General features: G+C 50.1%; 30 protein-coding genes, 3 tRNA genes and 1 pseudogene. 22 read left to right on the top strand and 12 right to left on the bottom strand.

What is annotated here, in order from left to right:
* Positions 1-15: 15 nt before the first annotated feature.
* The 4 genes from amyA to fliD form a co-directional block, all read right to left on the bottom strand.
* The gene (amyA, locus tag E4Z61_RS08060) at positions 16-1,503 is read right to left on the bottom strand and encodes an alpha-amylase (RefSeq protein ID WP_135322313.1); all 1,488 of its coding nucleotides are present in this window, start codon (positions 1,501-1,503) and stop codon (positions 16-18) included.
* 68 nt (positions 1,504-1,571) lie between these two features.
* The gene (fliT, locus tag E4Z61_RS08055) at positions 1,572-1,934 is read right to left on the bottom strand and encodes a flagella biosynthesis regulatory protein FliT (protein ID WP_135322312.1); all 363 of its coding nucleotides are present in this window, start codon (positions 1,932-1,934) and stop codon (positions 1,572-1,574) included.
* Positions 1,934-2,341 carry a flagellar export chaperone FliS gene (gene fliS / locus E4Z61_RS08050; RefSeq protein ID WP_135322311.1) on the bottom strand — a complete coding sequence of 136 codons (408 nt, stop codon included), beginning with the start codon at positions 2,339-2,341 and terminating at the stop codon, positions 1,934-1,936. The genes fliT and fliS overlap by 1 nt, the downstream gene beginning before the upstream one ends.
* A gap of 15 nt (positions 2,342-2,356) precedes the next feature.
* Positions 2,357-3,757, bottom strand: a complete 1,401-nt coding sequence (gene fliD / locus E4Z61_RS08045) for a flagellar filament capping protein FliD (protein ID WP_135322310.1) — start codon at positions 3,755-3,757, stop codon at positions 2,357-2,359.
* 255 nt (positions 3,758-4,012) lie between these two features.
* Here fliD and E4Z61_RS08035 point away from each other — a divergent pair, with 255 nt between their 5' ends.
* From E4Z61_RS08035 to sdiA, 8 genes are all read left to right on the top strand, one after another.
* On the top strand, positions 4,013-5,605 hold the full coding sequence (locus E4Z61_RS08035) for a flagellin N-terminal helical domain-containing protein (RefSeq protein WP_135322309.1): 1,593 nt from the start codon (positions 4,013-4,015) through the stop codon (positions 5,603-5,605).
* Between the two features lie 162 nt (positions 5,606-5,767).
* Complete coding sequence (locus E4Z61_RS08030) at positions 5,768-6,487, top strand: RNA polymerase sigma factor FliA (RefSeq protein ID WP_096757498.1); 720 nt, start codon at positions 5,768-5,770, stop codon at positions 6,485-6,487.
* Between the two features lie 57 nt (positions 6,488-6,544).
* A complete protein-coding gene (gene fliZ / locus E4Z61_RS08025) occupies positions 6,545-7,096 on the top strand; it encodes a flagella biosynthesis regulatory protein FliZ (protein WP_135322308.1) in 552 nt (183 codons plus the stop codon).
* Positions 7,097-7,196: 100 nt separating this feature from the next.
* Positions 7,197-7,997 (top strand): cystine ABC transporter substrate-binding protein, encoded by an 801-nt coding sequence (tcyJ, locus tag E4Z61_RS08020; protein WP_135322307.1) that lies wholly within the window; start codon positions 7,197-7,199, stop codon positions 7,995-7,997.
* Positions 7,998-8,104: 107 nt separating this feature from the next.
* Entirely contained in the window at positions 8,105-9,091 is a 987-nt protein-coding gene (gene dcyD / locus E4Z61_RS08015; RefSeq protein WP_135322306.1) for a D-cysteine desulfhydrase, read from the top strand.
* A gap of 21 nt (positions 9,092-9,112) precedes the next feature.
* Positions 9,113-9,781: a cystine ABC transporter permease gene (gene tcyL, locus E4Z61_RS08010; protein WP_135322305.1), complete on the top strand. Its 669-nt coding sequence runs from the start codon at positions 9,113-9,115 to the stop codon at positions 9,779-9,781.
* Positions 9,778-10,530 (top strand): L-cystine ABC transporter ATP-binding protein TcyN, encoded by a 753-nt coding sequence (gene tcyN / locus E4Z61_RS08005; RefSeq protein ID WP_135322304.1) that lies wholly within the window; start codon positions 9,778-9,780, stop codon positions 10,528-10,530. The genes tcyL and tcyN overlap by 4 nt, the downstream gene beginning before the upstream one ends.
* A 231-nt stretch (positions 10,531-10,761) precedes the next feature.
* Positions 10,762-11,484: a quorum-sensing transcriptional regulator SdiA gene (gene sdiA, locus E4Z61_RS08000; protein WP_135322303.1), complete on the top strand. Its 723-nt coding sequence runs from the start codon at positions 10,762-10,764 to the stop codon at positions 11,482-11,484.
* Positions 11,485-11,550: 66 nt separating this feature from the next.
* Here the strand turns inward: sdiA and E4Z61_RS07995 are convergent, their stop codons facing one another.
* Complete coding sequence (locus tag E4Z61_RS07995; RefSeq protein ID WP_135322302.1) at positions 11,551-11,775, bottom strand: DUF2594 family protein; 225 nt, start codon at positions 11,773-11,775, stop codon at positions 11,551-11,553.
* A gap of 19 nt (positions 11,776-11,794) precedes the next feature.
* Entirely contained in the window at positions 11,795-11,842 is a 48-nt protein-coding gene (locus E4Z61_RS24380; protein ID WP_418222342.1) for a hypothetical protein, read from the bottom strand.
* 392 nt (positions 11,843-12,234) lie between these two features.
* Here E4Z61_RS24380 and uvrY point away from each other — a divergent pair, with 392 nt between their 5' ends.
* The 6 genes from uvrY (at position 12,235) to E4Z61_RS07965 (ending at position 15,774) form a co-directional block, all read left to right on the top strand.
* On the top strand, positions 12,235-12,891 hold the full coding sequence (uvrY, locus tag E4Z61_RS07990; RefSeq protein ID WP_003834023.1) for a UvrY/SirA/GacA family response regulator transcription factor: 657 nt from the start codon (positions 12,235-12,237) through the stop codon (positions 12,889-12,891).
* A complete protein-coding gene (gene uvrC / locus E4Z61_RS07985; RefSeq protein WP_135322301.1) occupies positions 12,888-14,720 on the top strand; it encodes an excinuclease ABC subunit UvrC in 1,833 nt (610 codons plus the stop codon). Before uvrY ends, uvrC begins: the two co-directional genes overlap by 4 nt.
* A gap of 55 nt (positions 14,721-14,775) precedes the next feature.
* On the top strand, positions 14,776-15,324 hold the full coding sequence (gene pgsA / locus E4Z61_RS07980) for a CDP-diacylglycerol--glycerol-3-phosphate 3-phosphatidyltransferase (protein WP_135322300.1): 549 nt from the start codon (positions 14,776-14,778) through the stop codon (positions 15,322-15,324).
* A gap of 151 nt (positions 15,325-15,475) precedes the next feature.
* A tRNA-Gly gene (locus E4Z61_RS07975) sits at positions 15,476-15,551 on the top strand.
* A 51-nt stretch (positions 15,552-15,602) separates the two neighbouring features.
* A tRNA-Cys gene (locus E4Z61_RS07970) sits at positions 15,603-15,676 on the top strand.
* Positions 15,677-15,687: 11 nt separating this feature from the next.
* Positions 15,688-15,774 (top strand) — tRNA-Leu (locus E4Z61_RS07965).
* A gap of 250 nt (positions 15,775-16,024) precedes the next feature.
* On the opposite strand, the pseudogene E4Z61_RS07960 reads toward E4Z61_RS07965, so the two are convergent.
* The 3 genes and pseudogenes from E4Z61_RS07960 to E4Z61_RS07950 form a co-directional block, all read right to left on the bottom strand.
* Positions 16,025-16,765: pseudogene (locus E4Z61_RS07960) on the bottom strand (hypothetical protein).
* Entirely contained in the window at positions 16,753-17,175 is a 423-nt protein-coding gene (locus E4Z61_RS07955; protein WP_135322299.1) for a hypothetical protein, read from the bottom strand. The pseudogene E4Z61_RS07960 and the gene E4Z61_RS07955 overlap by 13 nt, the downstream one beginning before the upstream one ends.
* A gap of 285 nt (positions 17,176-17,460) precedes the next feature.
* Positions 17,461-17,805: a hypothetical protein gene (locus E4Z61_RS07950; protein ID WP_135322298.1), complete on the bottom strand. Its 345-nt coding sequence runs from the start codon at positions 17,803-17,805 to the stop codon at positions 17,461-17,463.
* 318 nt (positions 17,806-18,123) lie between these two features.
* Here E4Z61_RS07950 and E4Z61_RS07945 point away from each other — a divergent pair, with 318 nt between their 5' ends.
* From E4Z61_RS07945 to E4Z61_RS07920, 6 genes are all read left to right on the top strand, one after another.
* Entirely contained in the window at positions 18,124-18,711 is a 588-nt protein-coding gene (locus E4Z61_RS07945) for a DUF1571 domain-containing protein (protein WP_332600543.1), read from the top strand.
* 13 nt (positions 18,712-18,724) lie between these two features.
* Complete coding sequence (locus tag E4Z61_RS07940; protein ID WP_135322297.1) at positions 18,725-19,195, top strand: SRPBCC family protein; 471 nt, start codon at positions 18,725-18,727, stop codon at positions 19,193-19,195.
* 241 nt (positions 19,196-19,436) lie between these two features.
* Entirely contained in the window at positions 19,437-20,579 is a 1,143-nt protein-coding gene (locus E4Z61_RS07935; RefSeq protein ID WP_135322296.1) for a transglutaminase-like domain-containing protein, read from the top strand.
* On the top strand, positions 20,557-20,913 hold the full coding sequence (locus E4Z61_RS07930; protein WP_135322295.1) for a mercuric transporter MerT family protein: 357 nt from the start codon (positions 20,557-20,559) through the stop codon (positions 20,911-20,913). Before E4Z61_RS07935 ends, E4Z61_RS07930 begins: the two co-directional genes overlap by 23 nt.
* Positions 20,910-21,191 carry a heavy-metal-associated domain-containing protein gene (locus E4Z61_RS07925; RefSeq protein ID WP_135322294.1) on the top strand — a complete coding sequence of 94 codons (282 nt, stop codon included), beginning with the start codon at positions 20,910-20,912 and terminating at the stop codon, positions 21,189-21,191. Before E4Z61_RS07930 ends, E4Z61_RS07925 begins: the two co-directional genes overlap by 4 nt.
* A 207-nt stretch (positions 21,192-21,398) precedes the next feature.
* On the top strand, positions 21,399-22,064 hold the full coding sequence (locus E4Z61_RS07920) for a YecA/YgfB family protein (RefSeq protein WP_135322293.1): 666 nt from the start codon (positions 21,399-21,401) through the stop codon (positions 22,062-22,064).
* A 26-nt stretch (positions 22,065-22,090) separates the two neighbouring features.
* Here E4Z61_RS07920 and tyrP read toward each other — a convergent pair whose 3' ends face one another.
* Complete coding sequence (gene tyrP / locus E4Z61_RS07915; RefSeq protein ID WP_135322292.1) at positions 22,091-23,302, bottom strand: tyrosine transporter TyrP; 1,212 nt, start codon at positions 23,300-23,302, stop codon at positions 22,091-22,093.
* Between the two features lie 214 nt (positions 23,303-23,516).
* Between tyrP and E4Z61_RS07910 the strand changes: the two genes are divergently transcribed.
* Positions 23,517-23,756 (top strand): YecH family metal-binding protein, encoded by a 240-nt coding sequence (locus E4Z61_RS07910; protein WP_135322291.1) that lies wholly within the window; start codon positions 23,517-23,519, stop codon positions 23,754-23,756.
* A 45-nt stretch (positions 23,757-23,801) separates the two neighbouring features.
* Here the strand turns inward: E4Z61_RS07910 and ftnA are convergent, their stop codons facing one another.
* Both ftnA and yecR read right to left on the bottom strand, forming a co-directional pair.
* Positions 23,802-24,299, bottom strand: coding sequence for a non-heme ferritin (gene ftnA / locus E4Z61_RS07905; RefSeq protein WP_135322290.1), 498 nt, complete (start codon positions 24,297-24,299; stop codon positions 23,802-23,804).
* A gap of 194 nt (positions 24,300-24,493) precedes the next feature.
* Positions 24,494-24,829, bottom strand: a complete 336-nt coding sequence (yecR, locus tag E4Z61_RS07900; protein WP_135322289.1) for a YecR family lipoprotein — start codon at positions 24,827-24,829, stop codon at positions 24,494-24,496.
* Positions 24,830-25,098: 269 nt separating this feature from the next.
* Between yecR and E4Z61_RS07895 the strand changes: the two genes are divergently transcribed.
* Entirely contained in the window at positions 25,099-25,737 is a 639-nt protein-coding gene (locus E4Z61_RS07895; RefSeq protein WP_135322288.1) for an RpiB/LacA/LacB family sugar-phosphate isomerase, read from the top strand.
* Positions 25,738-25,755 lie beyond the last annotated feature (18 nt).

Genomic DNA, 25,755 nt, shown 5'->3' with positions numbered 1-25,755 from the left:
TACCGGGGTCAACCATTATAAAACCTCTTCAATCACCCATACGCTGACGCTGCCGCCGTTGCAGAAAAACGTCGCCTCGCCATGTTCATCGGTCACCACGCTTTCTTCGCGATTCCCCAGATAGTCGCGCCAGGTTTTATTGCCGTAGTTTTCTCCGAGCGTAATGCTCTTTTCACCGTTATCACTATTGGACAGGACCACCACGCAGCCGGGATCGTCGTCCGTGCCGCTGCGGCTAAAGGCGATGCAGTTGGGGTGATCAAAATAGAGCGTTTGTACGCCGTGGGCGAATCTCTGGCGGGCCAAAATCAGCTCATCAAGCTGTTCAATAACCGGCATGTCGATAGGATAGGTTTTGCCATCACCACCGGTATCTTCATAGTGTGCGCCATACAGATCGGGGTAGAACACCGATGGCACCCCGTTTTCCCGTAGCAGGATCAGTGCGTAGGCCAGCGGCTTAAACCACGGCTCGACCGGGGCTTCCAGCGCCTGTAGCGGTTGGGTATCGTGATTAGCGACCAGCGTCACTGCATGAAACGGGTCGGCCTCCACCAGGGTATCGGTGAAGATCTGACGCATGTCATAATCGCGGCCCTGACGGGATGCTTCGTGAAACTTCATTTGCAGGGGAGCATCGAACAACATGGTTTTCCCCTCCACCTGATCGATGTAGTTTTGCAGCTTGTCCACTTCGTGTGACCAGTATTCAGCAACGATAAACAGCGGTTTTGGCGCTACCTCCTGCACGTGTTCGATCCACTCTTTATAAAACCAGGCCGGAATATGCTTGACGGCATCGAGGCGAAAGCCGTCGCAATGGGTTTGATCCATCACCCAACGTGCCCAGTATTTGAGTTCCTCGGTGACGGCGTGATTACGAAAATCGATATTTTCACCCATCAGATAATCAAAGTTGCCGAGCTCGTCATCGACCTGATCGTTCCAGCCTTCGCCGGTGTAATCATTAACGATTTTGAAAATGCCATCTTCGGTTGGATTTTCGATATGGTCGATGCCACTGAAGCATTTAAAGTCCCAGATAAACTGCGAATAGTGACCGGCGCGGGCTGGGAAGGTGTAGCGTGTCCATCCCTCACATTCAACTATCTCGTCGTCAATCTGTGTGCGATCTTCGGCGTTAACGCGCTGGACGCGAATGGTCTCTTTCTCATCGGCGCCCATTTTGTGATTGACCACCACGTCCAGCAGTACCGCAATGTCGTTGTGTTTCAGTGCATCAATGGCAGCCAGCAACTGGTTTTTATCACCGTATTTGGTGGCGACAGTGCCTTTTTGGTCGAACTCGCCCAGATCAAACAGATCGTAGGAGTCGTAGCCAACGGAGTAGCCACCGGACGCGCCTTTGTAGGCAGGGGGCAGCCACACCATATTAATACCGATATCGTTGAGACCGCCCGCGCGTGCGGCGAGTTCGGGCCACAGTTGACCGCCCTCGGGGTAATACCAGTGGAAGTACTGCAATAACGTGGGATTTTTCATCTTCCGTGCTCCAGAAGTCGTTTGGCCGACCTCTGGAGTATGGAAGATTATTCAGACGAGACGGGAAATTATTGTGGGGCGTCGGGAACCAGCAGCATACCGGAAAGACGGCCATAGGCATTATTCAGTGTCTTTTGGCGTGTTGACTGACCGATGAGATTGCTGAGTTCATCCAGTCGTTGTTGTAACAAGGCTTTGAGTAACTGTTCGTTATCCAGCGTCTGTTTAATATATCCTGCGACGATGTCCTGAATACTTCGCGTAATGCCAGGTGGAGTTCCGTCTTCCATGACCACTTCAATACTTTGCAGATAGCTAACTTCCTGTTCCAGTAAAAGGTCCCATTCACCGCGCTGCGCCAGTTCCAGCAGTGAGTGACTGAGCAGCGCGATGCGCTGCCAACGGTTGATAAACTCCACGGCTGAGGTCATTAGCGAGACTCCTGGGACGATGCTTTGGGTGAGATCTGTTTCCAGGCTTCCGCAATGTTACTGAGTAACCCTTCGACTTCTTCAATGGCCTGACAATCATTACGCAAGTTGGCTTGCAGCAGACGGCGGATCATATAGTCGTATAGCGCAGACAAATTAGTGGCGATTTCGCCGCCATTGTCCTGATCCAGCCCCGCTTTCAGACCATTATCAATGATATTAATAGCTTTGCTTAAGGCCTCACCTTTGGCAACGATATCACCCTGCTGCATAAACAGGCGAGCGCGCACCAGGGCGCTGTGCGCGCCATCAAACAACATTTCGATCAACTGATGCGGACTGGCGCTCATCACGCCACTCTCTACGCCGACCTGTGCATAGGCTTTGGTACCGCTCGCGGTATACATGCTTACCTCGTGTTATCAGGAATTGCTCATGGCAGTAAATTGCTGGCTCAGATAGTTACTGGTGTTATTCAGCTTACTCATCATGGTGTCTAACTGAGTAAACTGTGCCGTATAGCGTGCCACGGTATCTTCAATGCTGGCACTGACGGACAGGTATTGCTTGGTCAGTTTTTTCAGTGTGGCGTTGATGCTGTCTTGTGCACTGTCAATAATGCCGTCATCGGCCAGATACCCTTTTACTTCAGTGGCGATTTTGGTGGTGATCCCGGTTTCTTTGCCATCGCCGACCAGTAGTTCACGTACGGAGGCTGTATTTTCGTTTAGCGCTTTTTTGAGCTTGTCATCGTCAATCTTCAGCTTTCCGGTTGCACCATCCTGCTTAATACCAATTTCATTTAATGTTTTGAATGCACCTTCACTTGCTCCGTTAGCAAATTGTGCGCGGATACCTGTTTGAATCGTTCGAACGACACTGTCGCCAAGCAGTGCGCCATTACTTGTGTCTTGTTCTTCCGCACCAGGATCTACGGCTTTGTATTTGGTCAGTGTATTAAACGTATCTAGCAGAGAGTTATAAGCATCCACCCAGCCTTTAATCGCTTCAGTGGCTTTGTCATTGCTTTTCGTAACGGTTATACGCGCATCGGTTACTTTTTTAGTCAGTTCCAGCGTCACGCCCTGCGGGGCATCGGTCACTTTGTTGCTCTGACGTTCAATATCAATACCGTTCATGGTTAATTTCGCGTTTTGCGCTTCAACCAATTCGTCCATTTTACCGGTACCAGTTTTGCTGTCGTAGGCCAGTAAATCGTTAAGCTTGCTGTCTCCTTCTACGGAGATAGTCATTTTGCTATCCGTACCTTCGGCAGCAGTCAGCACCAGACGAAATTCATTCTCATTGACTTTAACAATGCTGGCTGAGATACCGCTGTCGGTATCGTTTATCGCTTTACTGATATCATCCAGCGTCGTTTTATCTTGAGAGAGTTTAATCTCCAGCGGTTCTTTACGACCTGGTTGTTCAATCTTAATCGTACGGGTAGCAGAACCATTACCCAGAGCATCTTTGCTTGAAGCTACATTTGCGGTGCTTAAAGACTGTGCCTGAGCCAATTGCGTGACACTAATGGTATATATGCCTGGTGCAGCCCCGGACTCGGTGGAGACTTTTAAGTCCTCAGTGCTGCTGGTGACAGTCGTACTTCTGAATAACTCAGGTTTATTTAGTGCAGTATTTGCAGTCTGGAATTTTTCCAGTGAGCTTTTTAGTGTGCCATAAGCCGTCAGACGAGATGTATTGTCGCTCTGTTGTTGTGTGATCGGGTTTAAGCGTTTTTTCTCAGCGATGGTCAGGTTCGTCAGCAATGTATCCAGTGGCAGGTTTGAACCGACGCCGAGAGATGTAAATGAAGCCATGCCTAATTCCTTTTGATTGCAAACAGTAGTTAAGCGGGTTATCGGCAATCTGCGCGCAAAGTTTAATGATAGTTTTGCGAGAATAATACGCGGAATAGTGGGGCATATTGCGGGTATTTCAGGGGCTAAGAAAAAAGAGGGCGGAAAGTGAAAATTTTCTAAAGTTCGAAATTAACGTGCCGATACATGGGTTACGGTCAGAAACCGTGGGCAACGGCCCAATAACATCAAGTTGTAATTGATAAGGAAAAGATCATGGCACAAGTCATCAATACAAACAGCCTGTCGCTGTTGACCCAGAACAACCTGAACAAATCTCAGTCTTCCCTGAGCTCCGCTATCGAGCGTCTGTCCTCCGGTCTGCGTATCAACAGCGCCAAAGACGATGCTGCTGGCCAGGCAATTGCAAACCGCTTCACCTCGAACATCAAAGGTCTGACCCAGGCGTCCCGTAACGCCAACGACGGTATCTCTGTTGCACAGACCACTGAAGGTGCACTGTCTGAAATTAACAACAACCTGCAGCGTATCCGTGAACTGTCCGTTCAGGCAACTAACGGTACTAACTCCGATTCTGACCTGAACTCCATTCAGGATGAAATCACCCAGCGCTTAAGCGAAATTGACCGTGTATCTGGTCAGACCCAGTTCAACGGCGTGAAAGTGCTTGCAGCCGACCAGACCATGAAAATCCAGGTTGGTGCAAACGATGGTGAAACCATCGAAATCCAGCTGGACAAAATTGACGCGAAAACCTTAGGTCTGGATAGCTTCAGTGTAGCTCCTGGTAAGGTTCCGACTTCTTCTTCCGTTGCACTGAAAAGTGAAGTGGCTCCGACTCTGACGCAGGTAAATGCCACAACTGGTAAAGTTGGTACTGTTGATGCTTTTGGGACTGACTATAAAACTGCGTTAACTGCAGCATATTTCCCGGGCGCAACCGTTACTGGTGACGTTACTGATGCAAATGGTGCGGGTAAAACAGATAAGGTCTATCAAATTCAAGTTGAAGGACAAAGCTACTTCGTAGCCCAAGATGGTGATGCGGCTGGTGGGAGCTTCAACTTACTTAAGCAAAATGGCTCTGGTTATGAAAAGGTTCAGGTTGAAGGTAAAAACGTTCAACTGGCTAACTTTGGTGGACGTGTCACTGCATTCGTTGACGATACTAACGTTGCAAAATCGGTAGATTTGACATCCGGTAAAGTTGGCAAAGCGCTGGCGTTCAACGATTCCCCAATGTCTGTATATGCCGATGGGAAAAACCTTGAAGTACGTCAGGTACTGGATAAGGATGGTAAGGCTATTGCTGATACCTATGCAGCTAAAACTGCTGATGGTAAATACCTGGCAGTCAATGTGGATAAAGCCACTGGTAACACTTCCGTGATCAAAGATGCTGACGGAAAAAATGTTGAATTTGCGCTTGGCTCTGATGGTAGCGCTAAAACGATTGTTCGTGATGGTGATAAAACGTATGCAACCACTTTAGGCGCATTAGGTACAGCAGCCCCAACAGCGACTACTGATAAGACGAAAGAACTGACTGCAAGTGATTTGAAAGCAATCAGCACCAACAATCCTCTGGAAAAACTGGATTCTGCGTTAGCTAAAGTTGATAAATTGCGTAGCTCTCTGGGTGCGGTACAGAACCGTTTTGATTCTGCTATCACCAACCTGGGTAACACCGTAAACAACCTGTCTTCTGCTCGTAGCCGTATTGAAGACGCTGACTATGCGACCGAAGTATCTAACATGTCTCGTGCGCAGATCCTGCAGCAGGCGGGTACTTCTGTTCTGGCGCAGGCTAACCAGACCACGCAGAACGTTCTGTCTCTGCTGCGTTAATTTACGCTTATCGCGCAAACCCCGCTCCGGCGGGGTTTTTTACATTCTGCTTTACCCGTAACCCCCAAATAACCCCTCATTTCACCCACTATTCACCCGATTAAAACCCCTGCAGAAACGGATAATCATGCCGATAACTCATTTAACGCAGGGCTGTTTATCGTGAATTCACTGTATACCGCTGAAGGTGTAATGGATAAACACTCGCTGTGGCAGCGTTATGTACCGTTGGTGCGTCACGAAGCATTGCGCCTTCAGGTGCGTTTGCCGGCGAGCGTAGAACTGGATGACCTGCTACAAGCGGGCGGCATCGGGTTATTGAATGCAGTTGACCGATATGACGCTTTGCAAGGAACGGCATTTACCACTTACGCAGTGCAGCGTATTCGTGGGGCTATGCTGGATGAACTACGCAGCCGGGATTGGGTGCCGCGTAGCGTTCGGCGCAATGCCCGCGAAGTGGCCCAGGCAATGGGACAACTGGAGCAGGAATTAGGGCGCAACGCGACGGAAACCGAAGTGGCGGAGCGTCTGGCTATTCCTGTGCAAGAGTATCGTCAGATGTTGCTTGATACCAATAACAGCCAACTCTTTTCCTACGATGAGTGGCGGGAAGAGCATGGCGATAGTATTGAGCTGGTGACTGAAGAAAATCAGCAGGAAAACCCGTTACAACAGCTGCTTGATGGCAATTTACGCCAGCGCGTGATGGACGCGATTGACGCATTGCCGGAGCGTGAAAAGCTGGTGCTGACGCTGTACTACCAGGAAGAGCTGAATCTGAAAGAGATTGGTGCCGTCCTGGAAGTCGGCGAATCTCGGGTCAGCCAGTTGCACAGTCAGGCCATCAAACGTCTACGCACTAAGCTGGGTAAGCTATAGGGGTAAATCATTGCCCCTGAACAATGCCGCATAACGTATTGACTACCAGGAGTTCTCATGACGGTGCAGCAATCAAAAAGACGGCCTCTAAGCCGCTACCTCAAAGATTTCAAACACAGCCAGACGCATTGCGCCCATTGCTTTAAGTTGCTCGACAGGATCACGCTGGTCCGCCGGGGCCAGATTGTGAATAAAATCGCCATCGCCCGTCTGGATACGTTGCTTGACGCTGCCGCCTGGGAGCAGGAGAAAAAAGAGTGGGTGGCGTTGTGTCGTTTTTGCGGTGATTTACATTGCAAAGAACAAAGCGACTTTTTTGACATCATTGGTTTTAAACAATTTTTGTTTGAACAAACCGAAATGAGCCACGGCACGGTGCGTGAATATGTGGTTCGCCTGCGTCGACTTGGTAATCATCTGACCGAACAGAACATCTCTCATGACCTGCTGCAGGAAGGCTTCCTCGACGAAAACCTCGCCCCGTGGCTGCCGGAAACCAGCACCAACAATTATCGTATTGCGCTGCGCAAGTATGAGCAGTTTAAAGCGCATGCGCATATGGGCCATATGCAGAAATCCTCCTGGACAGCCAGTTCTGATATATATTAAAAACGAATAAGGTGTAACAGAGTCGTGTTTGTGAATAGCGATATACGCTCTACACTACGGTCATAAATGATGGTCACTAATGACAATATTCGGGGTAACTATGAAATTAGCACTTCTGGGACGTCAGGCTTTGATGGGTGTAATGGCTGTTGCACTTGTCGCCGGTATGAGCGCAAAAACATTTGCGGACGAAGGTCTGTTAAATAAAGTGAAAGAGCGCGGCACGCTGTTGGTCGGTCTCGAAGGGACCTACCCCCCGTTTAGTTTTCAGGGTGATGACGGCAAGCTGACCGGTTTCGAAGTGGAGTTTGCTGAAGAACTGGCAAAACATCTCGGGGTGAAAGCGTCGCTGAAACCGACCAAATGGGATGGCATGCTGGCCTCTTTAGATTCCAAACGCATTGACGTGGTCATTAACCAGGTGACCATCTCTGACGAACGTCAGAAAAAATACGATTTCTCTACCCCGTATACGGTTTCTGGTATCCAGGCGCTGGTGAAAAAAGGCAACGAAGGCGTGATTAAAACGGCGGCTGACCTGAAAGGTAAAAAAGTCGGCGTCGGTCTGGGTACTAACTACGAAGAATGGCTGCGCCAGAACGTGCAGGGCGTCGATATTCGTACCTATGATGATGACCCGACAAAATATCAGGATCTGCGCGTCGGTCGTATCGATGCCATTCTGGTTGACCGTCTGGCCGCGTTGGATCTGGTGAAGAAAACCAAAGACACGCTGGCGGTGACCGGTGAAGCATTCTCTCGCCAGGAGTCCGGCGTAGCGCTGCGTAAAGGCAATGAAGATCTGCTGAAAGCTGTCGATGCAGCCATTGCTGAAATGCAGAAAGACGGTACCCTGAAAGCCCTGTCTGAAAAATGGTTTGGGGCGGATGTGACGAAATAATCGTCATCCGAATAAAAAAGGCGCCTTTAACAGCGCCTTTTTTTATTTCATTGCGCCTGAACGTGCATAATAAAAAGAACATCACAACAACGAATACCGGAGGCTGTATGCCGCTGCATAACTTAACGCGCTTTCCACGTCTGGAATTTATTGGCGCGCCAACGCCGCTCGAATATCTCCCGCGCTTCTCTGATTACCTCGGGCGTGACATTTTTATAAAACGCGATGACGTCACGCCGATGGCGATGGGCGGCAATAAGCTGCGCAAGCTGGAGTTTCTGGCGGCAGACGCGCTGCGCGAAGGGGCCGATACGCTGATTACCGCTGGTGCCATCCAGTCGAACCACGTGCGCCAGACGGCGGCGGTGGCAGCAAAGCTGGGGCTACACTGCGTGGCGCTGCTGGAAAACCCGATTGGCACCACGGCAGAAAACTATCTCAGCAACGGCAACCGTCTGCTGTTAGACCTGTTTAATACTCAGGTTGAAATGTGCGACGCGCTGACTGACCCAAATGCTCAGCTGCAGGAACTGGCGACGCGGATTGAAGCGCAAGGGTTTCGACCATATGTGATCCCGGTCGGCGGTTCGAATGCGCTCGGCGCAATGGGCTATGTTGAAAGCGCGCTGGAAATTGCCCAGCAGTGTGAGGGGGCGGTCGAGCTCTCCTCCGTGGTGGTGGCGTCGGGTAGTGCGGGTACGCATGCCGGTCTGGCGGTGGGTCTGGAACAGCTGATGCCCAACGTTGAGCTGATAGGGGTGACGGTATCGCGCAGCGTAGCCGATCAAAAACCGAAAGTTGTCGCGCTGCAGCAGGATATTGCCCGCGAACTGGAACTGACGGCCACCGCGGATATCCTTTTATGGGATGATTATTTTGCGCCGGGCTACGGCACGCCAAATGAAGAGGGTATGGAAGCGGTGAAACTGCTGGCGCGTCTGGAAGGCATCTTGCTGGATCCGGTGTATACCGGTAAAGCGATGGCGGGCCTGATCGACGGGATCGCCCAGAAGCGCTTCAAGGATGAAGGTCCCGTCCTGTTTATTCATACCGGTGGGGCGCCTGCGCTGTTTGCCTACCATCCTCACGTGTAACGGCAAGGTAGAAGAATACTAATGCAAGAAAGTATCCAACTGGTGATTGATTCGCTGCCCTACCTGCTCAAAGGCGCGGTATTTACGCTGCAGCTAAGTATTGGCGGGATGTTCTTTGGCCTGGTGCTGGGGTTTATCCTCGCCCTGATGCGCCTGTCGCCGCTGCTGCCTGTGCGCTGGCTGGCTCGCATTTATATCTCCATTTTTCGCGGCACTCCGCTGATAGCTCAGCTGTTTATGATCTACTACGGCCTGCCACAATTTGGCATTGAGTTGGACCCGATCCCGGCGGCGATGATTGGTTTGTCGCTGAACACTGCGGCGTATGCGGCTGAAACGCTGCGTGCTGCCATCTCCTCTATTGATAAAGGTCAGTGGGAGGCGGGGGCCAGTATCGGCATGACACGCTGGCAAACCATGCGTCGGGCGATCCTACCGCAGGCGGCGCGGGTGGCCTTACCGCCGCTGAGCAACAGCTTTATCAGCCTGGTGAAGGATACGTCGCTGGCGGCGACAATCCAGGTGCCGGAACTGTTCCGTCAGGCGCAGCTAATCACCTCGCGCACGCTGGAAGTGTTCACCATGTATCTGGCGGCCTCGCTGATTTACTGGGTGATGGCGACGGTGCTTTCCGCACTGCAGAACTATTTTGAAGAACAACTGAACCGCCAGGAGAGAGAGCCGAAATGAGTGCGATCGAAGTCAGAAACCTGGTGAAAAAATTTCACGGGCAAACGGTACTGCACGGTATTGATCTTGAGGTAAAGCCTGGCGAAGTGGTGGCGATTATCGGGCCGAGCGGCTCGGGTAAAACCACTCTGTTGCGGAGTATTAATTTACTGGAGCAACCGGAGGCAGGCACGATCAAAGTCGGTGACATTACCATTGATACCGCGCGTTCTTTGAATCAGCAGAAAGGACTTATCCGCCAGTTGCGCCAGCATGTAGGTTTTGTGTTCCAGAACTTTAATTTGTTTCCACACCGCACGGTGCTGGAGAACATCATTGAAGGTCCGGTAATTGTGAAAGGAGAGTCAAAAGCCGAAGCGACGGCCCGCGCGCGTGAATTGCTGGCGAAGGTCGGTCTGGCCGGTAAAGAGACCAGCTATCCGCGTCGTTTATCCGGTGGACAGCAACAGCGCGTGGCGATTGCCCGGGCGCTGGCAATGCGCCCGGAGGTGATCCTGTTTGATGAACCCACATCAGCACTTGATCCTGAACTCGTTGGCGAGGTGTTGAATACCATTCGCCAGCTGGCGGAGGAAAAACGCACCATGGTGATTGTGACGCATGAAATGAGCTTTGCGCGCGACGTTGCTGACCGGGCAATATTTATGGATCAGGGGCGCATTGTGGAGAAGGGACCGGCAAAATCTCTGTTTACCGCGCCTCAACAACCGCGCACTCGTCAGTTTCTAGAAAAGTTTTTAATGCAATAAATAACCTTACTGTACTCACCGATATAGATTTTGGTGAGTACAGTCTGCATAACTATTTATTATTGCTGCTTTATTATTGACGTTAAGCCCTGTCTACATAGTCCGATGAGTGTAATACTCAAGTAAATCCATTCTTGTCCGATAATTTGCATATATAAAATACATTTATGTGTTAGCTTGTTTCATTCTCATTTGTGATGATTATCAATCTCAGGGGCATTACCACTTAGTATGCAGGATCATGATTTCTTCACCTGGCGACGGAGCATGCTGTTACGCTTTCAGGAAATGGCGACGGCAGAGGACGTCTATAATGAATTACAACATCAGACGCAACATCTGGAGTTCGATTTTTACGCGCTCTGTGTTCGTCATCCCGTACCGTTTACCCGACCCAAAACGGCGCTTCATACAACCTATCCTCAAGCTTGGGTGGCGCATTATCAGTCCGAAAATTATCTCGCGATTGACCCGGTGCTAAAGCCCGAAAACTTTAGCCAGGGCCATCTAGCCTGGGACGATACCTTATTTCGCGATGCGCAACCTCTGTGGGATGCCGCGCGTAATCACGGTTTACGCAAAGGGGTGACGCAGTGCGTAATGTTGCCGAACCGGGCGCTGGGTTTTCTTTCCGTCTCGCGTGCGAGTGTGCGTAATGGCCGCTTTGCGCAGGATGAAGTGGAACTCAGAATGCAATTACTGGTAAGGGAGAGCCTGTCCGTTCTGACGCGACTGGAAGATGATATGGTCATGGCGCCCGAGATGCGTTTTAGTAAGCGGGAAAAAGAAATACTGAAATGGACCGCAGAGGGAAAAACATCGGCTGAAATAGCGATGATCCTGTCGATTTCTGAAAATACCGTTAACTTCCATCAGAAGAATATGCAGAAGAAGTTTAATGCGCCAAACAAAACACAGATAGCCTGTTATGCTGCCGCGACCGGGCTTATCTGAATAAATTGTCGTTCTGAGTGTCAGACGCAAAACCGGCTGATTGCAGTGCTATCAGCCGGTTTCTTATTACTGACGGTAGGCCTGTTTAATTTGTTTAACAGTGTTGGTAAATACCGCAGCCTGGGCTTGGTCTTCAATCAGCGCGAGCTGTTTTTCCATCTTAAGAATCACGCGGCCTGCATCGGCTTGTCCCATTGCCTGCAGCATCAGCGTTAACATGGCTTTCAGGCAGGTGACTTCGTTAGCCAGTTCTTGATTATTCTCAGCAGTGGAAAAATCAGGCGTACTCATTTATTTTCCTCGTTATGTTTCAATGAAAAAGTGCGATGGCAAATGTTAAGGCGGCGGAGTATACCATAAGCGCGGTTAAAAATATCAGTGGCTGTTTTTTGCGCAAACATTAACCGGCGTCATTAAAATAAACAAGATGTTGCAGTGCATATATTTTCTCCATACTTTGTATATCTCGAGTATTTTACTGGTTAATTATTGTTACAACTTTGCCTGCCAATTTATCATTCAACTGAAGAATATGATCTTTTTGTCACTATTCTGAAACAGTGATGCGCATATAACCCAGGCGGAAGGCCGTCAGCAGTGAATGTTTCCACGCGGCGTACAATCTAATTTCCAAAAACGAGAGCAAAATCGAAAGACGGGTGTTTTTTACATTTCAAAGTTGAGATAAAACCCGTTAACATAGGACTGATTAACTATCGGTAGCGTTATCCCTATTCTGGAGATATTCCTTTGATCAACGTTTTTCTTGTTGATGACCACGAACTGGTGCGCGCAGGGATACGACGCATTCTTGAAGATATTAAAGGCATTAAAGTTGTCGGCGAAGCGTGCTGCGGCGAAGATGCTGTAAAATGGTGCCGCTCAAATTCCGTCGACGTCGTGCTGATGGACATGAATATGCCCGGTATTGGTGGGCTTGAGGCCACACGCAAAATCGCGCGTTCAACGGCTGACATAAAAGTGATTATGCTGACCGTCCATACTGAAAACCCGTTGCCCGCAAAAGTTATGCAGGCGGGTGCCGCAGGATATCTGAGCAAGGGGGCTGCGCCTCAGGAAGTGGTTAGCGCCATTCGCTCAGTCTTTTCCGGGCAACGCTATATTGCTTCTGATATCGCTCAGCAAATGGCGCTCAGCCAGATTGAGCCAGAGAAAACGGAAACGCCGTTTGCCAGTTTGTCTGAACGTGAGTTGCAGATTATGCTGATGATCACCAAAGGTCAGAAGGTCAATGAGATCTCAGAGCAGCTGAATCTCAGTCCGAAAACGGTGAACAGCTATCGCTATCGAATGTTCAGTAAATTAAACATTCACGGTGACGTAGAGCTGACTCACCTGGCAATTCGCCATGGCCTGTGTAATGCGGAGACGTTAACAAGCCAGTGACCGAACAGTTTGATGCCAAAGGGTTCCTGAAAACCGTAACCAGCCAACCCGGCGTTTATCGTATGTACGATGCCGCCGGGACGGTTATCTATGTCGGTAAAGCGAAAGACCTGAAAAAAAGGCTTTCCAGCTACTTCCGTAGTAACCTCGCGTCGCGTAAAACCGAAGCATTGGTGGCGCTCATTCAGCAGATTGATGTGACGGTGACGCATACGGAAACCGAAGCGTTATTACTCGAACATAACTACATCAAGCTGTACCAGCCGCGCTACAACGTACTGCTGCGCGATGACAAATCCTATCCTTTTATCTTTCTCAGCGGTGATACCCACCCGCGCCTGGCGATGCATCGCGGGGCTAAGCATGCCAAAGGCGAGTATTTTGGACCGTTTCCCAACGGTTATGCCGTGCGTGAAACGCTGGCACTACTGCAGAAAATTTTTCCGATTCGCCAGTGCGAAAACAGCGTCTATCGCAACCGCTCACGTCCTTGCCTGCAATATCAGATTGGTCGCTGTCTCGGTCCCTGCGTGGCTGGTCTGGTGAGTGAGGACGAGTACGCGCAGCAGGTTGACTACGTCCGGTTGTTCCTGTCCGGCAAAGACGATCAGGTGTTAACGCAATTGATCTCCCGGATGGAAAAGGCCAGCCAGAATCTGGAATTTGAAGAAGCTGCGCGTATTCGCGACCAAATTCAGGCCGTACGCCGTGTCACCGAAAAACAGTTTGTTTCCAATACGGGAGATGATCTGGATGTTATCGGCGTGGCGTTTGATGCCGGGATGGCCTGCGTGCATGTCCTGTTTATCCGTCAGGGAAAAGTGCTGGGTAGCCGCAGTTATTTCCCTAAAGTGCCGGGTGGTACGGAACTGGGCGAAGTGGTCGAAACCTTTGTCGGACAGTTCTATTTACAGGGCAGCCAGATGCGCACCTTACCCGGTGAGATCCTGCTTGATTTTAATCTGAGCGATAAAACGCTGTTGGCCGACTCGTTGTCTGAGCTAGCCGGGCGGCGGATTCACGTCCAGACGAAGCCGCGTGGCGATCGCGCACGTTACCTGAAGCTGGCGCGTACCAATGCGGCTACGGCATTGACCACGAAATTGTCTCAGCAGTCCACCATTACTCAACGTCTGACGGCACTGGCATCGGTGCTGAAGCTACCGGCGGTTAAACGCATGGAATGCTTTGACATCAGCCACACCATGGGCGAGCAGACGGTAGCCTCCTGCGTTGTTTTCGATGCTAATGGACCGTTACGTGCTGAATACCGTCGCTATAACATTACTGGCATTACCCCCGGTGATGATTATGCGGCGATGAATCAGGTGCTGCGTCGACGTTACGGTAAGGCGATTGAAGAAAGTAAAATTCCGGACGTCATCCTCATTGATGGTGGCAAAGGCCAACTGGGGCAGGCGAAAGCGGTATTTGCTGAGCTGGACGTGCCCTGGGACAAAAACCATCCGCTTCTGCTGGGCGTGGCCAAAGGGGCCGATCGAAAAGCCGGTCTGGAAACGCTGTTCTTTGAACCGGAAGGTGAGGGGTTTAGCCTGCCGCCTGATTCGCCTGCGCTGCACGTGATTCAGCATATTCGTGATGAATCGCACGATCACGCCATCAGCGGGCATCGTAAAAAACGGGCGAAGGTGAAAAGCACCAGTACGCTGGAAACGATCGAGGGCGTAGGACCAAAACGTCGGCAGATGCTGCTAAAGTACATGGGCGGTTTGCAAGGGCTTCGTAACGCGAGTGTCGAAGAAATTGCAAAAGTGCCGGGTATTTCGCAAGGTCTGGCAGAAAAGATCTTCTACTCGTTGAAACATTAGGCCCTCTGTAGCAACATAGGGGTAATTTCACTGACAACAGATAGTTATCCGTCATATGCAATTTAATATCCCTACATTGCTCACGCTGTTTCGCGTCATCCTGATCCCATTCTTTGTATTGGCGTTTTACCTGCCATTCACCTGGGCTCCCTTTGTTTGTGCGCTTATCTTTTGTATCGCGGCGATCACCGACTGGTTTGACGGATTTCTGGCGCGTCGCTGGAACCAAAGCACGCGTTTTGGTGCCTTTCTCGATCCGGTCGCCGACAAAGTGCTGGTGGCTATCGCCATGGTGTTGGTGACGGAGCACTACCACAGCTGGTGGGTGACATTGCCTGCCGCCACTATGATCGCACGTGAGATTATCATTTCTGCACTGCGTGAATGGATGGCTGAACTGGGCAAACGCAGCAGCGTGGCTGTGTCCTGGATCGGTAAAGTGAAAACTACCTCGCAAATGGCGGCGCTGGCCTGGCTGCTGTGGCGTCCAAATATCTGGGTTGAGTACGCCGGGATCGCACTTTTCTTTGTCGCCGCAGTACTGACACTGTGGTCGATGTTCCAGTATTTGAGCGCTGCACGTGGAGATTTGCTTGATCAGTGATCGTTTCGCCGCAAATTTCAGCAAACGATCGTGAGTAGCGAAAAATATCGTTGACTCAGTGCGTCAGGTAAGTAGAATGCAACGCATCGAACGGCGGCACAGGTTGCCAGACGATAGCAAAATCAAGTGATTAACAAAGTTACTTGATGATGCGGGAATAGCTCAGTTGGTAGAGCACGACCTTGCCAAGGTCGGGGTCGCGAGTTCGAGTCTCGTTTCCCGCTCCAAATTTAAAACATCGGCAATTTGCGGGTGTGGCTGAAAGGCCTGAAGATTTTGGCGCGTTAGCAAAGCGGTTATGTAGCGGATTGCAAATCCGTCTAGTCCGGTTCGACTCCGGAACGCGCCTCCAATTTTTCCCGAGCCCGGATGGTGAAATCGGTAGACACAAGGGATTTAAAATCCCTCGGCTGTAAGGCTGTGCGGGTTCAAGTCCCGCTCCGGGTACCATGGGAAAGAACAGAATAATCAAAGCAATAAGCAGTGTCGTGAAACCACCTACGGGTGGTTTTTTTGTGCCTGAAATTCACGTCCTGTGCATATCCTGTGCTCACGGGGTGCAATGAAGTGCAATCTCCAGCCTGTCAATGTCGAATCGAACGTGTCGCCTCTAGCATAGAGAACCAGGCCGATTCGCCCGTTTCCGGTACTCTTCTGGGAAGGGTTGCTCAGGGATACCTACTGAGTAATCTGTAATGCACTAGCAGCCATGAGTGCAATGTCGCTTAATTCGTGCAATCACCTCATCTCTGTACTGCTGGTGTCCGCGCATAGCCCTTGGATAGGCAATTCTGAAACAGATAGCGTTACCTACTTTAAACTCCCATAGCTTCCCCGGAATGACGGAAGAAGTCTCATAGCCGCCTAGCTCAGTAAGCACCTGTTTTATGATGTAGTCTGTTCTCCGGGCTCCGGATGCAAAGATAATGAAATCGGGCTCAAGGTGTTTAATTTGTACCGCCAGCAGTTTCAGTGAGGCCAATATGACCTCCTGCACTTCATTTTCAGGGCGAGTTAGAGGGGGCAGCACATCGTAATCCCACGCCAGTAGATTGGCATACACGATGGCTTGAGGAGGAATATCTAGCTCCCGGGCCAGCCGGAAATGGTATTGTGTGAAGCTGTTACGTGATTTGAAGTTTGACGTTCCATCGCTTTTTACCGAAAGATGTTTCTTGTAACGAGCCACAGCCTCTTCAACCACCTGCTCGATGGTGACGTCAGGTATAAGTCCCAGCACCCGTGATATTGTATTCTTACCATTCAGCGTATTCCAGCCAGCGGTTTCACGTCCAATCAGCATGATTTTTACCGGTGAATACCGGTATTATTCAAAGGGCACAGGTAAAAAGACACCTGAGTATTTATCCTCATCCAGGTTAAATTATCGGGCGTCAACTTCCCGTAATATTTTTTTATACGCGTCGTTCAGCCTTTCGATTCACCAATACATTCATCAAAGCCCTTACGGCAAATACCGATACCCGATCTACAGAGCTTGAGGTTTCTGATAGTGAATAGGGGGCCGAGACCATCCCGCGGGCATTTACAACAGGCTAGAAAACTGCGGATCTCAGGGCCGATAGCGGCTTCAAGTTGCGCCCAAAAGGGGCCAGGCTCACCATCAAAATTGGCTTCGATAACGAATAGTGGATCGTACTCATAGCCAGGAAAGAGACTGAGTGACATGAAATGTAAAACGGGAACGGAGGCCAGAAATGGCGCAAACTCGCCAGTGATACCTTGTTGAACGGTATCCCGTCTGATGTATAGTTTATTCAGCAGGTAAGCTAAATACTCGTAACTTTCGGGCTTCACTTCCAGCGCAACAGATAATGCCGATTGTCGCATTTTCTTGCTCTCTCAATACGAATAAATACTGAAATATCGTTTTGTTGACGGCGGAATAGATGCGGTGCTATTTATTAAAAATCGAAACCTGTTTATATACGCTAGTAATCTATATTACACATGTCAATTTTATATTGGTGTGAAATTACAACTTAATCATTATATATTTATCTGCGTATTCATTCTAACGGTACAGGATGAGGTGACTATTGGCGATGTGTATTATTTCTTGTCGTTAGGATGTTATTATCCTCTCATTAAAATTGAATGCTATTCCGACTATAATTATCTGCGAATAGGTGCACCCAGCATAAAGCCTCCCCGGGCCGGGTTGTTCCTGAACCCATCCCGGGCAGGATTATCACTGTGGTTCTGGAAGCTGTTGAACATAACGGGATCGCCAATGCCATCCTGAAGAGCAAATGGCCGGTGGATCTTGTTGCGGGTTCTGAGCGTGAAACCGAAGTCATCCGTCCCACCAATGATGATGACGCTGTTGCCGGTAGCCAGTGCGGCACTTAATTCACGCTCCCTTGCGGCTTGATCTTGCAAGGTGCTGGCGGTAGCACAGAATGACACCATCAGCAGTACTGTGATGGCGATGCATGAAAGCACCCGTGGCCGTTTCATGATGAATACCTGGTAAAAATGTGGCTATTAAAGTATAGCGTTGTGCGGTGTCGATGCCCGACCTAAGCATGATTAATTTTACCGCTCCGCATATACGAATAATGACTAGCCTGGTGGTCAGAGCCGCTGAATTACCCCCTATAATGAACACAGATAACAGGTGATTGTGCCTGTTTGCAGACCATGTTGATGCTGGAGGCGATCATGAGAGGCTCACTCTCTGCGACGGTAATGCCTGCAACGTTACTCGTTTTTTGTACTATAGCGTACCCGGCAGCAGTGAGCATCGCCGTGGCATCAGCGCTGCCACAAATCGCCATGACGACTGATCCCATCAGTCTCTCTCAGCAAAGTTTTGATAAAATGCAATCTTATCAGGTTGTTATGCTCTCTTCATCGACTGCGGAGGAGAGTAAAATTATTCGCTATAGCTATAAAAAGCCTGGTTATGTACGGATGGACTTTACCCAACCCCATGCTGGCGCAGTGCTGACCTATAACCCCGTCAGCGGTAAAGTGAAGTTATGGCCATTTGGGCTGGGGACGTTGCCTGTGCTAAGTCTCTCGCCCACGAATTCGCTGATCCAGGATGAGCGTGGTCATCGGGTTGATCGGTCAGACATCGGCGTTTTGCTGGGGAATATTCGTCGTTTGCAGCGTGAGGGGACAACCACCACCCTTGGCGTGGAGAACCTGTCCGGTCGCTCAGTAACGCATGTCTCGGTGGTGGGGGCGAGGGGCATGGTTGTTGATGGTGTTCATCGTTATGACGTTTGGTTAGATAACTACCATGGATTGCCTGCCAAAGTGATGAGCTACACGTCAGAGGGTAAATCGTTGGAAACGGTGCTTATGGACGCCATGATCGTCAACCTGCGTTTCCCCGCCGATTTCTTCACGCCTTAAAGGAGTCAGGTCCATGGCCGAATATCAATTCTCTACCGTCTGGCGGGTTGAGGCGTCACTCCAGGAGGTCTGGGAGGTATTCTCGCACCCGGACCAGTGGCCTGAGTGGTGGATAAGTCTGGAGCAAGTCATCGAACTCAAGAAAGGCGATGTGCAGGGGATCGGGGCGTTGCACCGCTATACCTGGAAAGGAGCGCTGCCGTATCGTTTAACATTTGATATCAACGTATTGAATATTCGCCCTTGTTCTCTGCTCGAAGGAGAAGCCCGTGGTGAGGTTGAAGGTCATGGGGTATGGTCTTTTGTAGAACTGGGTAAGGCAACTATCGTCAGATACGACTGGAATATTCGGACCACGATTCGCTGGATGAACTACCTTGCTCCGCTGGCTGCGCCCGTATTTCGCTGGAATCACGACACGGTCATGCGCGAAGGAGCAAGGGGGTTAGCTCGTAAATTAGGCACTCATGTATCTATGTTTTAATTTTACTGGGGCTATCGGTCAGGGAGACTGCTTATTTATATGCATTCTTCGCCTTTTTTCTTGTTGCGCCTGTACTCTTGCAACTGAAAGTGGCTTAATCGGTTCTCTTTTCATTCACAGTTAACAGGTCTGTTATTGATGAATAATCCCCATCGACTCGCCTTTTTATGTCAGCGTCTGTCTGCTGTGATGATCTCCTACGCTTGCCGTAGCTCAACTCACACAATATGGACAGACAGCAATGCAACGTCGCCAATTTCTTAAAAATAGCGTTCTCCTCTCTGCCGTCGGTATCGTCGGCCCTTCGATCGTTAGCCAGTCGGTACAGGCTGCAGAGCCATTGGCTGCACCGGTGGCGCGTCGGCGTTTTGTGTTATCACAAACCTATAAACTCAATCCGCCGCAGGGTTCAAGCGGTATGGTAAAGCTTTGGATCCCGTTACCGGTAGACACCGCGTTTCAGCAGATGACAAACCTTGTTTTTGGCGGTAACTATAAGCAGGCTTACGTCACTACCAATAACAGCTACGGCGCCAAAACGCTGTTTGCCAGCTGGCCAGATTCGCAGGGGGAATTGCTGATGAAGGTCGATATTGAGATTGAAACGTCAGACTGGGAACCACTGAAACATGACGCGCTAAAAACCTGGCAAGCGCCGGAACAGATTATTTACCCGCTGGATGTTAAACCGTATCTACTGCCGACAGCGCATACCCCCGTTGATGGACTGGTTCAGGAAACCGCACGTAAAATTACTGGTACGGAGCAGGACCCATTGAAAAAAGCACGCTTGATTTACGAGTGGGTGAGCCGCTATATGGAGCGTGATAATGACGTGATCGGCTGCGGCACGGGTGACGTCGCGGAGATCCTGAAAAGTGGCAAGCTCAAGGGTAAATGTACCGATATGAGTTCCGTTTTTGTGGCACTGGCTCGGGCCAGCGGCATACCGGCGCGTGAACTGTTTGGCATCCGCCTGGGGAAAGCCAATAAACTGGAGCGTTATTCAAAAAGCGCGTTTGGCAAAGCCGACAGCGCAGGGGTTGCCGATGTCAGCGGTGGGCAACACTGTCGCGCTGAGTTCTATCTGGCCGGTTACGGCTGGTTGCCGTGTGACCCGGCAGACGTGACCAAAATGCGTCTGGCAGAGAAAAAAGCCCATCAGGATGCCGATGTTCAGGCCGTCAATGCTTACCTGTTTGGCAACTGGGAAATGAATTGGGTGGGCTTCAATTACGGACGTGATTTTGAATTGTATCCGGCAACCGAGCAGGGTGCGATGAACAACTTTGGTTATCCTTATGCTGAAGTAGATGGCGATCCGATCAATTTCTATGACCCTAAAGCGTTCTCTTACAGCTATGTCGCAACAGAACAACGCTAAGGGCGCGGGACTCACTCTGCTGACGGCCGCTGCGGCTGCCGTCACCGCCGGTTTATGCTGCGTTGGCCCGCTGTTATATCTGTTGTTTGGTATTTCGGCGGCAGGTTTCGCTGTATTCACCCGCGTTGAGTTTTTACGTATTCCCCTGATGGTGCTGACGATAGGGTTATTATTGCGGGTGTTCTGGCGACTCTATTTTTCTAAAAGGCTCTGGTGCACAGGGCGGTTAACCCTGACGCAGATGCGCGTGCTGTACTGGTTCGCACTGATGCTGATTTTGCCAGTGTTATTCTACCCCACGCTGGTGGCCTGGTATTATGAGGTGTTTGAATGAAAATATTGACGCTGCTTATGTGTTTATCACTGCCGTTATGGGCGCAAGCAGCCAATCAAAAAGTGGTGCTGGATATACAAAATATGACCTGCTCGCTGTGCGTCATTTCGGTTAACCAAGCATTGCGTGAAACTGATGGCGTGATCAAAGCCAAATCTTCGCTTAAGACCCGTCAGGCTGAAGCCATCGTTCCGCAAGGTTTCTCGACCGATACGCTGCTCAATGCAGTAGCGAAAACCGGATATACGGCCACGCTGAACCATATTGAACAACAGTAAGCCACCTGCGGGTGGTTTTATTGTGTGTTGCAGATATAATGCCCGGCGATTTTGTGATCCCTTTTGTGCGTTGACTACCGGAATTACCCCGTTTCCTGTTAACCTGAACAGGCGGTATCAGTAAGCCGCCCACGCCATTTGTATCCGTTATCCCACACGCCATGTAAGATAATCACAGGCAAGAATTATTGACTAAGGAAAAGCGTTATGAAAACGGGACCATTAAACGAGAGCGAGCTGGAATGGCTGGATGATGTACTGACTAAGTACAATACGGAAAAGGCGATTCTGGATGTCTCAGAGCTGGACGGCTTACTGACGGCGGTACTCAGTTCACCGTTTGAAATTGAGCCGGAGCAGTGGCTGGTCGCTATATGGGGCGGCGCGCAGTATGTCCCTCGCTGGTCATCCGAAAAAGAAATGGCGCGTTTTATGAACCTGGCATTTCAACATATGGCCGATACCGCCGATCGCCTGGATGAATTTCCGGAGCAGTTTGAACCGCTGTTTGGCCTGCGTGAAATTGAAGGTCATGAGCTGACTATCGTAGAAGAGTGGTGCTTTGGCTATATGCGCGGCGTTGCGTTGTCCGACTGGTCCGCGTTACCGGATTCGTTAAAACCTGCTCTTGAGGCGATTGCGCTGCACGGAACAGAAGAGAACTTTGAGGTGGTGGAAAAACTGACCCCAGAGGCGTTTGAAGAGAGCGTTGAGGCTATCCGTCTGGCGGCGCTGGATCTGCATGCTTACTGGATGGCGCATCCGCAGGAAGTTCCGGTTAAGGCTCCGGTAAAAGTGGATGCCAAAGTAGGGCGCAACGATCCTTGCCCGTGCGGCAGCGGTAAAAAATATAAGCAGTGCTGTCTGCACTAAGAAAAGGGGCGTAAGCCCCTTTTTCTTTACCCGACTTCTGGCAACAATCCTGCTGCAATAGAAAACTGCACCGCTATCACCACAATACCGCATATAAACACCAGCGCCAGCGCCGGGGTGCCACCAGCTACGCGATACGTTGCCTGAGGATTGTGTTTTCTGCTCTGCCAGACCAGCATTGACGGGATCAGTAGCGCCAGCACCGCGAGGGCCACGCCTGCGTATCCCAGCGCCATCACAAAGCCACGCGGGTAGAACAGAGCAAATGCCAGTGGCGGCAGGAATGTCACCACGCCGGTCTGCATTCTTCCGGCTGCGGTATTGCGACGCTGGAAGAGATCGGCCAGATAATCAAATAGACCCAGCGCCACGCCAAGGAATGACGTTGCCAGCGCGAGGTCGGCAAACAGATGCACAGCCAGCTCAACGTGCGGTGAGGCCACCACTTCACGTAACGCCTGTAATAAACCGTTTAAGCCTGCATGGTCAGCTAACAGCCCCATAAAGGTTGATGAGTTAATGCTGCCAAGAGTGGCCAGTTGCCAGAATATATAGGCAACCAGCGGGATGGCGCTGCCGCTAATAAATACCCAGCGTAATTTACGGATATTCCCGTTCATATAGCTGACGATACTGGGGACGCTGCCGTGAAAACCGAATGACGTGAAGATAACTGGAATGGCAGAAAGCGCCAGTCCCTGCTGAAGCGGCAGAGTGAGGAGATTGACTTTATGGACGTGTGGCATCAGCAACGCCAGCATAACGACCAGGAAGATAATCTTGGCGCTAAACAGCAGGCGGTTGAACAGATCAACCAGTGATGTACCTACACATACCACACCCCCGGCAACAAAGGTGAACAGTAACACGCCCATCGTTGGGGACATGCTTGTTCCAGTCCAGTCACTGATGCTCGAGGCCAACAGCTCACCTGCGCCACTGATATACGCCGCTGTGAGTGCATACATCAAAAACATCATGCTAAAACCAGTAACCCACTGTCCGTATCGACCGAGATAGCGTTTCGCCAGTGTGCCGAGCCCTGTGTCGGCCGGCACATGCTGATACACTTCCAGCAGCAACAGCGCGGTGTAGCACATTAGTGCCCATAACCCAACCAACAACACCAGCGTGACGCTAAATCCTACGCCTGCTGCAGCCAGCGGCATCGCCAACATACCGGCACCAATCGTGGTTCCCGCCACGATAAAAACACTACCCAGAGTTCTATTCTTCACGCTTTCCTCTGTCCCAGAGATAGTCAACAGTTGTATCTGCGGCGCAGGGTAAGGCATAACGCTATTTTCGTCAAATGACCGTTACAATGACTGTACATTAATATTTACAAAAATTGAGTGATTAAGATGTATTCCAGATGACATTTTTCCTGCGTTAGCGCAAAGCAGCGTGGTGCGGTTCACATTAGGCTACGGGCTTTATTGAGGAGAATGTATGGAATCTATTCACGGCCACGAAGTACTCAACATGATGATTGAGTCTGGTGAACAGTATTCAAATGCCAGCCTTGAGGCGGCGATTACGGCACGTTTTGGGGAGCAGGCACGTTTTCATACCTGTTCTGCGGAAGGCATGACGGCGGCTGAGTTGGTGGCATTTTTAGCGGCGAAGGGGAAGTTTATTGCCAAAGACGATGGCTTCTCTACACACGAAAGCAAGATCTGCCGTCATTAAGATTGTTGACTAACGGTGGCGATACACCACCGTTAGTCGACAGCATTAATTCTGCGTATCAAGCGTGGCCAGTTCTTTATCGATGAAATAAAGACCTTCACCGCTTTTGCCTGCCAGCGTTAATTTATCAATAACTGATTTAAATAATTTCTCTTCTTCATGCTGCTCGGCAACATACCACTGCAGGAAATTAAAGGTTGGATAATCCTGATGGGTCATTGCCGCGTGTGCCAGTTCATTAATTTTCTGCGTAATCAGCTGCTCGTGTTCATAGGTGACACGGAACAGTTCATCCAGAGAAGCATATTCAGCAAACGGTGACGGCACGGTATTAATGCACGGTAAGCTGCCGGTATCGGTCAGGTAGTCGAACAAACGCTGCATATGCGTCATCTCTTCCTGCGCATGACGGCGCAGAAACGCGGCGGCACCCTCGAAACTGTGATAGCTGCACCACGCACTCATCTGTTGGTAGAGCAGGGATGAATATAATTCAAGGTTCATTTGCTCATTCAGTTGGTCGATCATTTCTGTTTTCAGCATGGTTCTGCTCCACGAACGTTAATTATATATTGATGTGGCGTCACTATAATTTGTTATTTAATTATTTGCAAAAGGTAAAATAATAAATTTAATTATTAAAAATGCGAATGGGAATAAAACGCATTAACGATATTGAGTCGGCGATATAAGTCAGGAAACCATAATAGACCAGCAACAATATGCTGGTCCGCAAATTAATAATTTAAAGAAGGGGCTTGTGCGACAACTGCACCGTGGCACTGCCAGGCGAGCGTGATTTTGGTATTCATACACAGAGAGCCTGCATAAATGCTGCAGGTGGCTACCGGCTGACCAAACGCCATCGCGCTGGCGTATCCCATCTGCTGACACGCCTTCGTTGCCGTACCCTGGGCAACATAATCATCGGTACGTGCCGTCTGCAGCATGGCCTGGTTGTAAGTCAGACGAACCACGCCGGTGACAGCGCTGGCTTCACTGATCTGTGCCTGTTTAGTGATAGTGCATCCCGTCAGCACGAGCGGCAAAAGGGTTAGGATAAGGGTCTTCATGATATCGCTCTGAAAGTTCGGTGATACGCTATCGTCGCATACACTGCGATCGGGCAATGGCCTGAATAACTCGACAATCACCTGCGATTAATCACAACGACTCCTTTTCCATGAGGCAAGTCTGTTGTTTTGGGGAAAAAATGTGAGCACTTCATGACTTTTTAAAACTAAATTTCATTAAATTTGAAAGTGAATTTGCAAAATAGTAATGTGACCTGAATATGATGGCTTACGGCGGAATTCCCGCAACGCATTCAGGAGAAGACACAATGAAAATTGCATTGATGATGGAAAACAGCCAGGCGAGCAAAAACGCAATCATCCATAACGAGCTTAAAGCTGTCGCGGATGAGAAAGGTTTCCCGGTGTTTAACGTTGGAATGAGCGACGAAAATGACCATCATCTGACCTACATCCATCTCGGCATTATGGCCAGCATCCTGCTTAATTCTAAAGCGGTTGATTTTGTCGTCACCGGTTGCGGTACGGGCCAGGGTGCCATGATGTCGCTGAATATCCATCCGGGAGTGGTGTGCGGTTACTGCCTCGATCCGGCAGACGCCTTCCTGTTTGCTCAAATCAACAACGGCAATGCGCTCTCCCTGGCGTTTGCGAAAGGTTTCGGCTGGGGCGCAGAACTGAACGTGCGCTACATGTTCGAGAAAGCTTTCACAGGTCGTAACGGTGAAGGTTATCCGCCGGAGCGTAAAGAGCCGCAGGTGCGTAACGCCGGAATTCTGAATCAGGTTAAAGAAGCAGTCGTGAAAGAAAACTATCTCGATACCTTGCGCGCTATCGATCCTGAACTGGTGAAAACCGCCGTATCCGGCCCGCGTTTCCAGCAGTGTTTCTTTGAAAACTGCCAGGACAAATCTATCGAAGCGTTTGTCCGTGAGATGATTGGCTAAATGTTGCTGGCCCGGTGG

This window comes from Citrobacter tructae (assembly GCF_004684345.1).
Lineage (GTDB): Bacteria > Pseudomonadota > Gammaproteobacteria > Enterobacterales > Enterobacteriaceae > Citrobacter > Citrobacter tructae.
The sequence above is the reverse complement of the archived record's forward strand: the minus strand, read 5'-3'. Positions and strand labels throughout refer to the sequence as shown.

Coding starts and splice junctions, on each gene's coding strand:
- amyA (WP_135322313.1), bottom strand. CDS start 1,503: ATGAAAAATCCCACGTTATTGCAGTACTTCCACTGGTATTACCCCGAG.
- fliT (WP_135322312.1), bottom strand. CDS start 1,934: ATGACCTCAGCCGTGGAGTTTATCAACCGTTGGCAGCGCATCGCGCTG.
- fliS (WP_135322311.1), bottom strand. CDS start 2,341: ATGTATACCGCGAGCGGTACCAAAGCCTATGCACAGGTCGGCGTAGAG.
- fliD (WP_135322310.1), bottom strand. CDS start 3,757: ATGGCTTCATTTACATCTCTCGGCGTCGGTTCAAACCTGCCACTGGAT.
- E4Z61_RS08035 (WP_135322309.1), top strand. CDS start 4,013: ATGGCACAAGTCATCAATACAAACAGCCTGTCGCTGTTGACCCAGAAC.
- fliZ (WP_135322308.1), top strand. CDS start 6,545: ATGACGGTGCAGCAATCAAAAAGACGGCCTCTAAGCCGCTACCTCAAA.
- tcyJ (WP_135322307.1), top strand. CDS start 7,197: ATGAAATTAGCACTTCTGGGACGTCAGGCTTTGATGGGTGTAATGGCT.
- dcyD (WP_135322306.1), top strand. CDS start 8,105: ATGCCGCTGCATAACTTAACGCGCTTTCCACGTCTGGAATTTATTGGC.
- tcyL (WP_135322305.1), top strand. CDS start 9,113: ATGCAAGAAAGTATCCAACTGGTGATTGATTCGCTGCCCTACCTGCTC.
- tcyN (WP_135322304.1), top strand. CDS start 9,778: ATGAGTGCGATCGAAGTCAGAAACCTGGTGAAAAAATTTCACGGGCAA.
- sdiA (WP_135322303.1), top strand. CDS start 10,762: ATGCAGGATCATGATTTCTTCACCTGGCGACGGAGCATGCTGTTACGC.
- E4Z61_RS07995 (WP_135322302.1), bottom strand. CDS start 11,775: ATGAGTACGCCTGATTTTTCCACTGCTGAGAATAATCAAGAACTGGCT.
- pgsA (WP_135322300.1), top strand. CDS start 14,776: ATGCAATTTAATATCCCTACATTGCTCACGCTGTTTCGCGTCATCCTG.
- E4Z61_RS07955 (WP_135322299.1), bottom strand. CDS start 17,175: ATGCGACAATCGGCATTATCTGTTGCGCTGGAAGTGAAGCCCGAAAGT.
- E4Z61_RS07950 (WP_135322298.1), bottom strand. CDS start 17,805: ATGAAACGGCCACGGGTGCTTTCATGCATCGCCATCACAGTACTGCTG.
- E4Z61_RS07945 (WP_332600543.1), top strand. CDS start 18,124: ATGACGACTGATCCCATCAGTCTCTCTCAGCAAAGTTTTGATAAAATG.
- E4Z61_RS07940 (WP_135322297.1), top strand. CDS start 18,725: ATGGCCGAATATCAATTCTCTACCGTCTGGCGGGTTGAGGCGTCACTC.
- E4Z61_RS07935 (WP_135322296.1), top strand. CDS start 19,437: ATGCAACGTCGCCAATTTCTTAAAAATAGCGTTCTCCTCTCTGCCGTC.
- E4Z61_RS07930 (WP_135322295.1), top strand. CDS start 20,557: ATGTCGCAACAGAACAACGCTAAGGGCGCGGGACTCACTCTGCTGACG.
- E4Z61_RS07925 (WP_135322294.1), top strand. CDS start 20,910: ATGAAAATATTGACGCTGCTTATGTGTTTATCACTGCCGTTATGGGCG.
- E4Z61_RS07920 (WP_135322293.1), top strand. CDS start 21,399: ATGAAAACGGGACCATTAAACGAGAGCGAGCTGGAATGGCTGGATGAT.
- E4Z61_RS07910 (WP_135322291.1), top strand. CDS start 23,517: ATGGAATCTATTCACGGCCACGAAGTACTCAACATGATGATTGAGTCT.
- ftnA (WP_135322290.1), bottom strand. CDS start 24,299: ATGCTGAAAACAGAAATGATCGACCAACTGAATGAGCAAATGAACCTT.
- yecR (WP_135322289.1), bottom strand. CDS start 24,829: ATGAAGACCCTTATCCTAACCCTTTTGCCGCTCGTGCTGACGGGATGC.
- E4Z61_RS07895 (WP_135322288.1), top strand. CDS start 25,099: ATGAAAATTGCATTGATGATGGAAAACAGCCAGGCGAGCAAAAACGCA.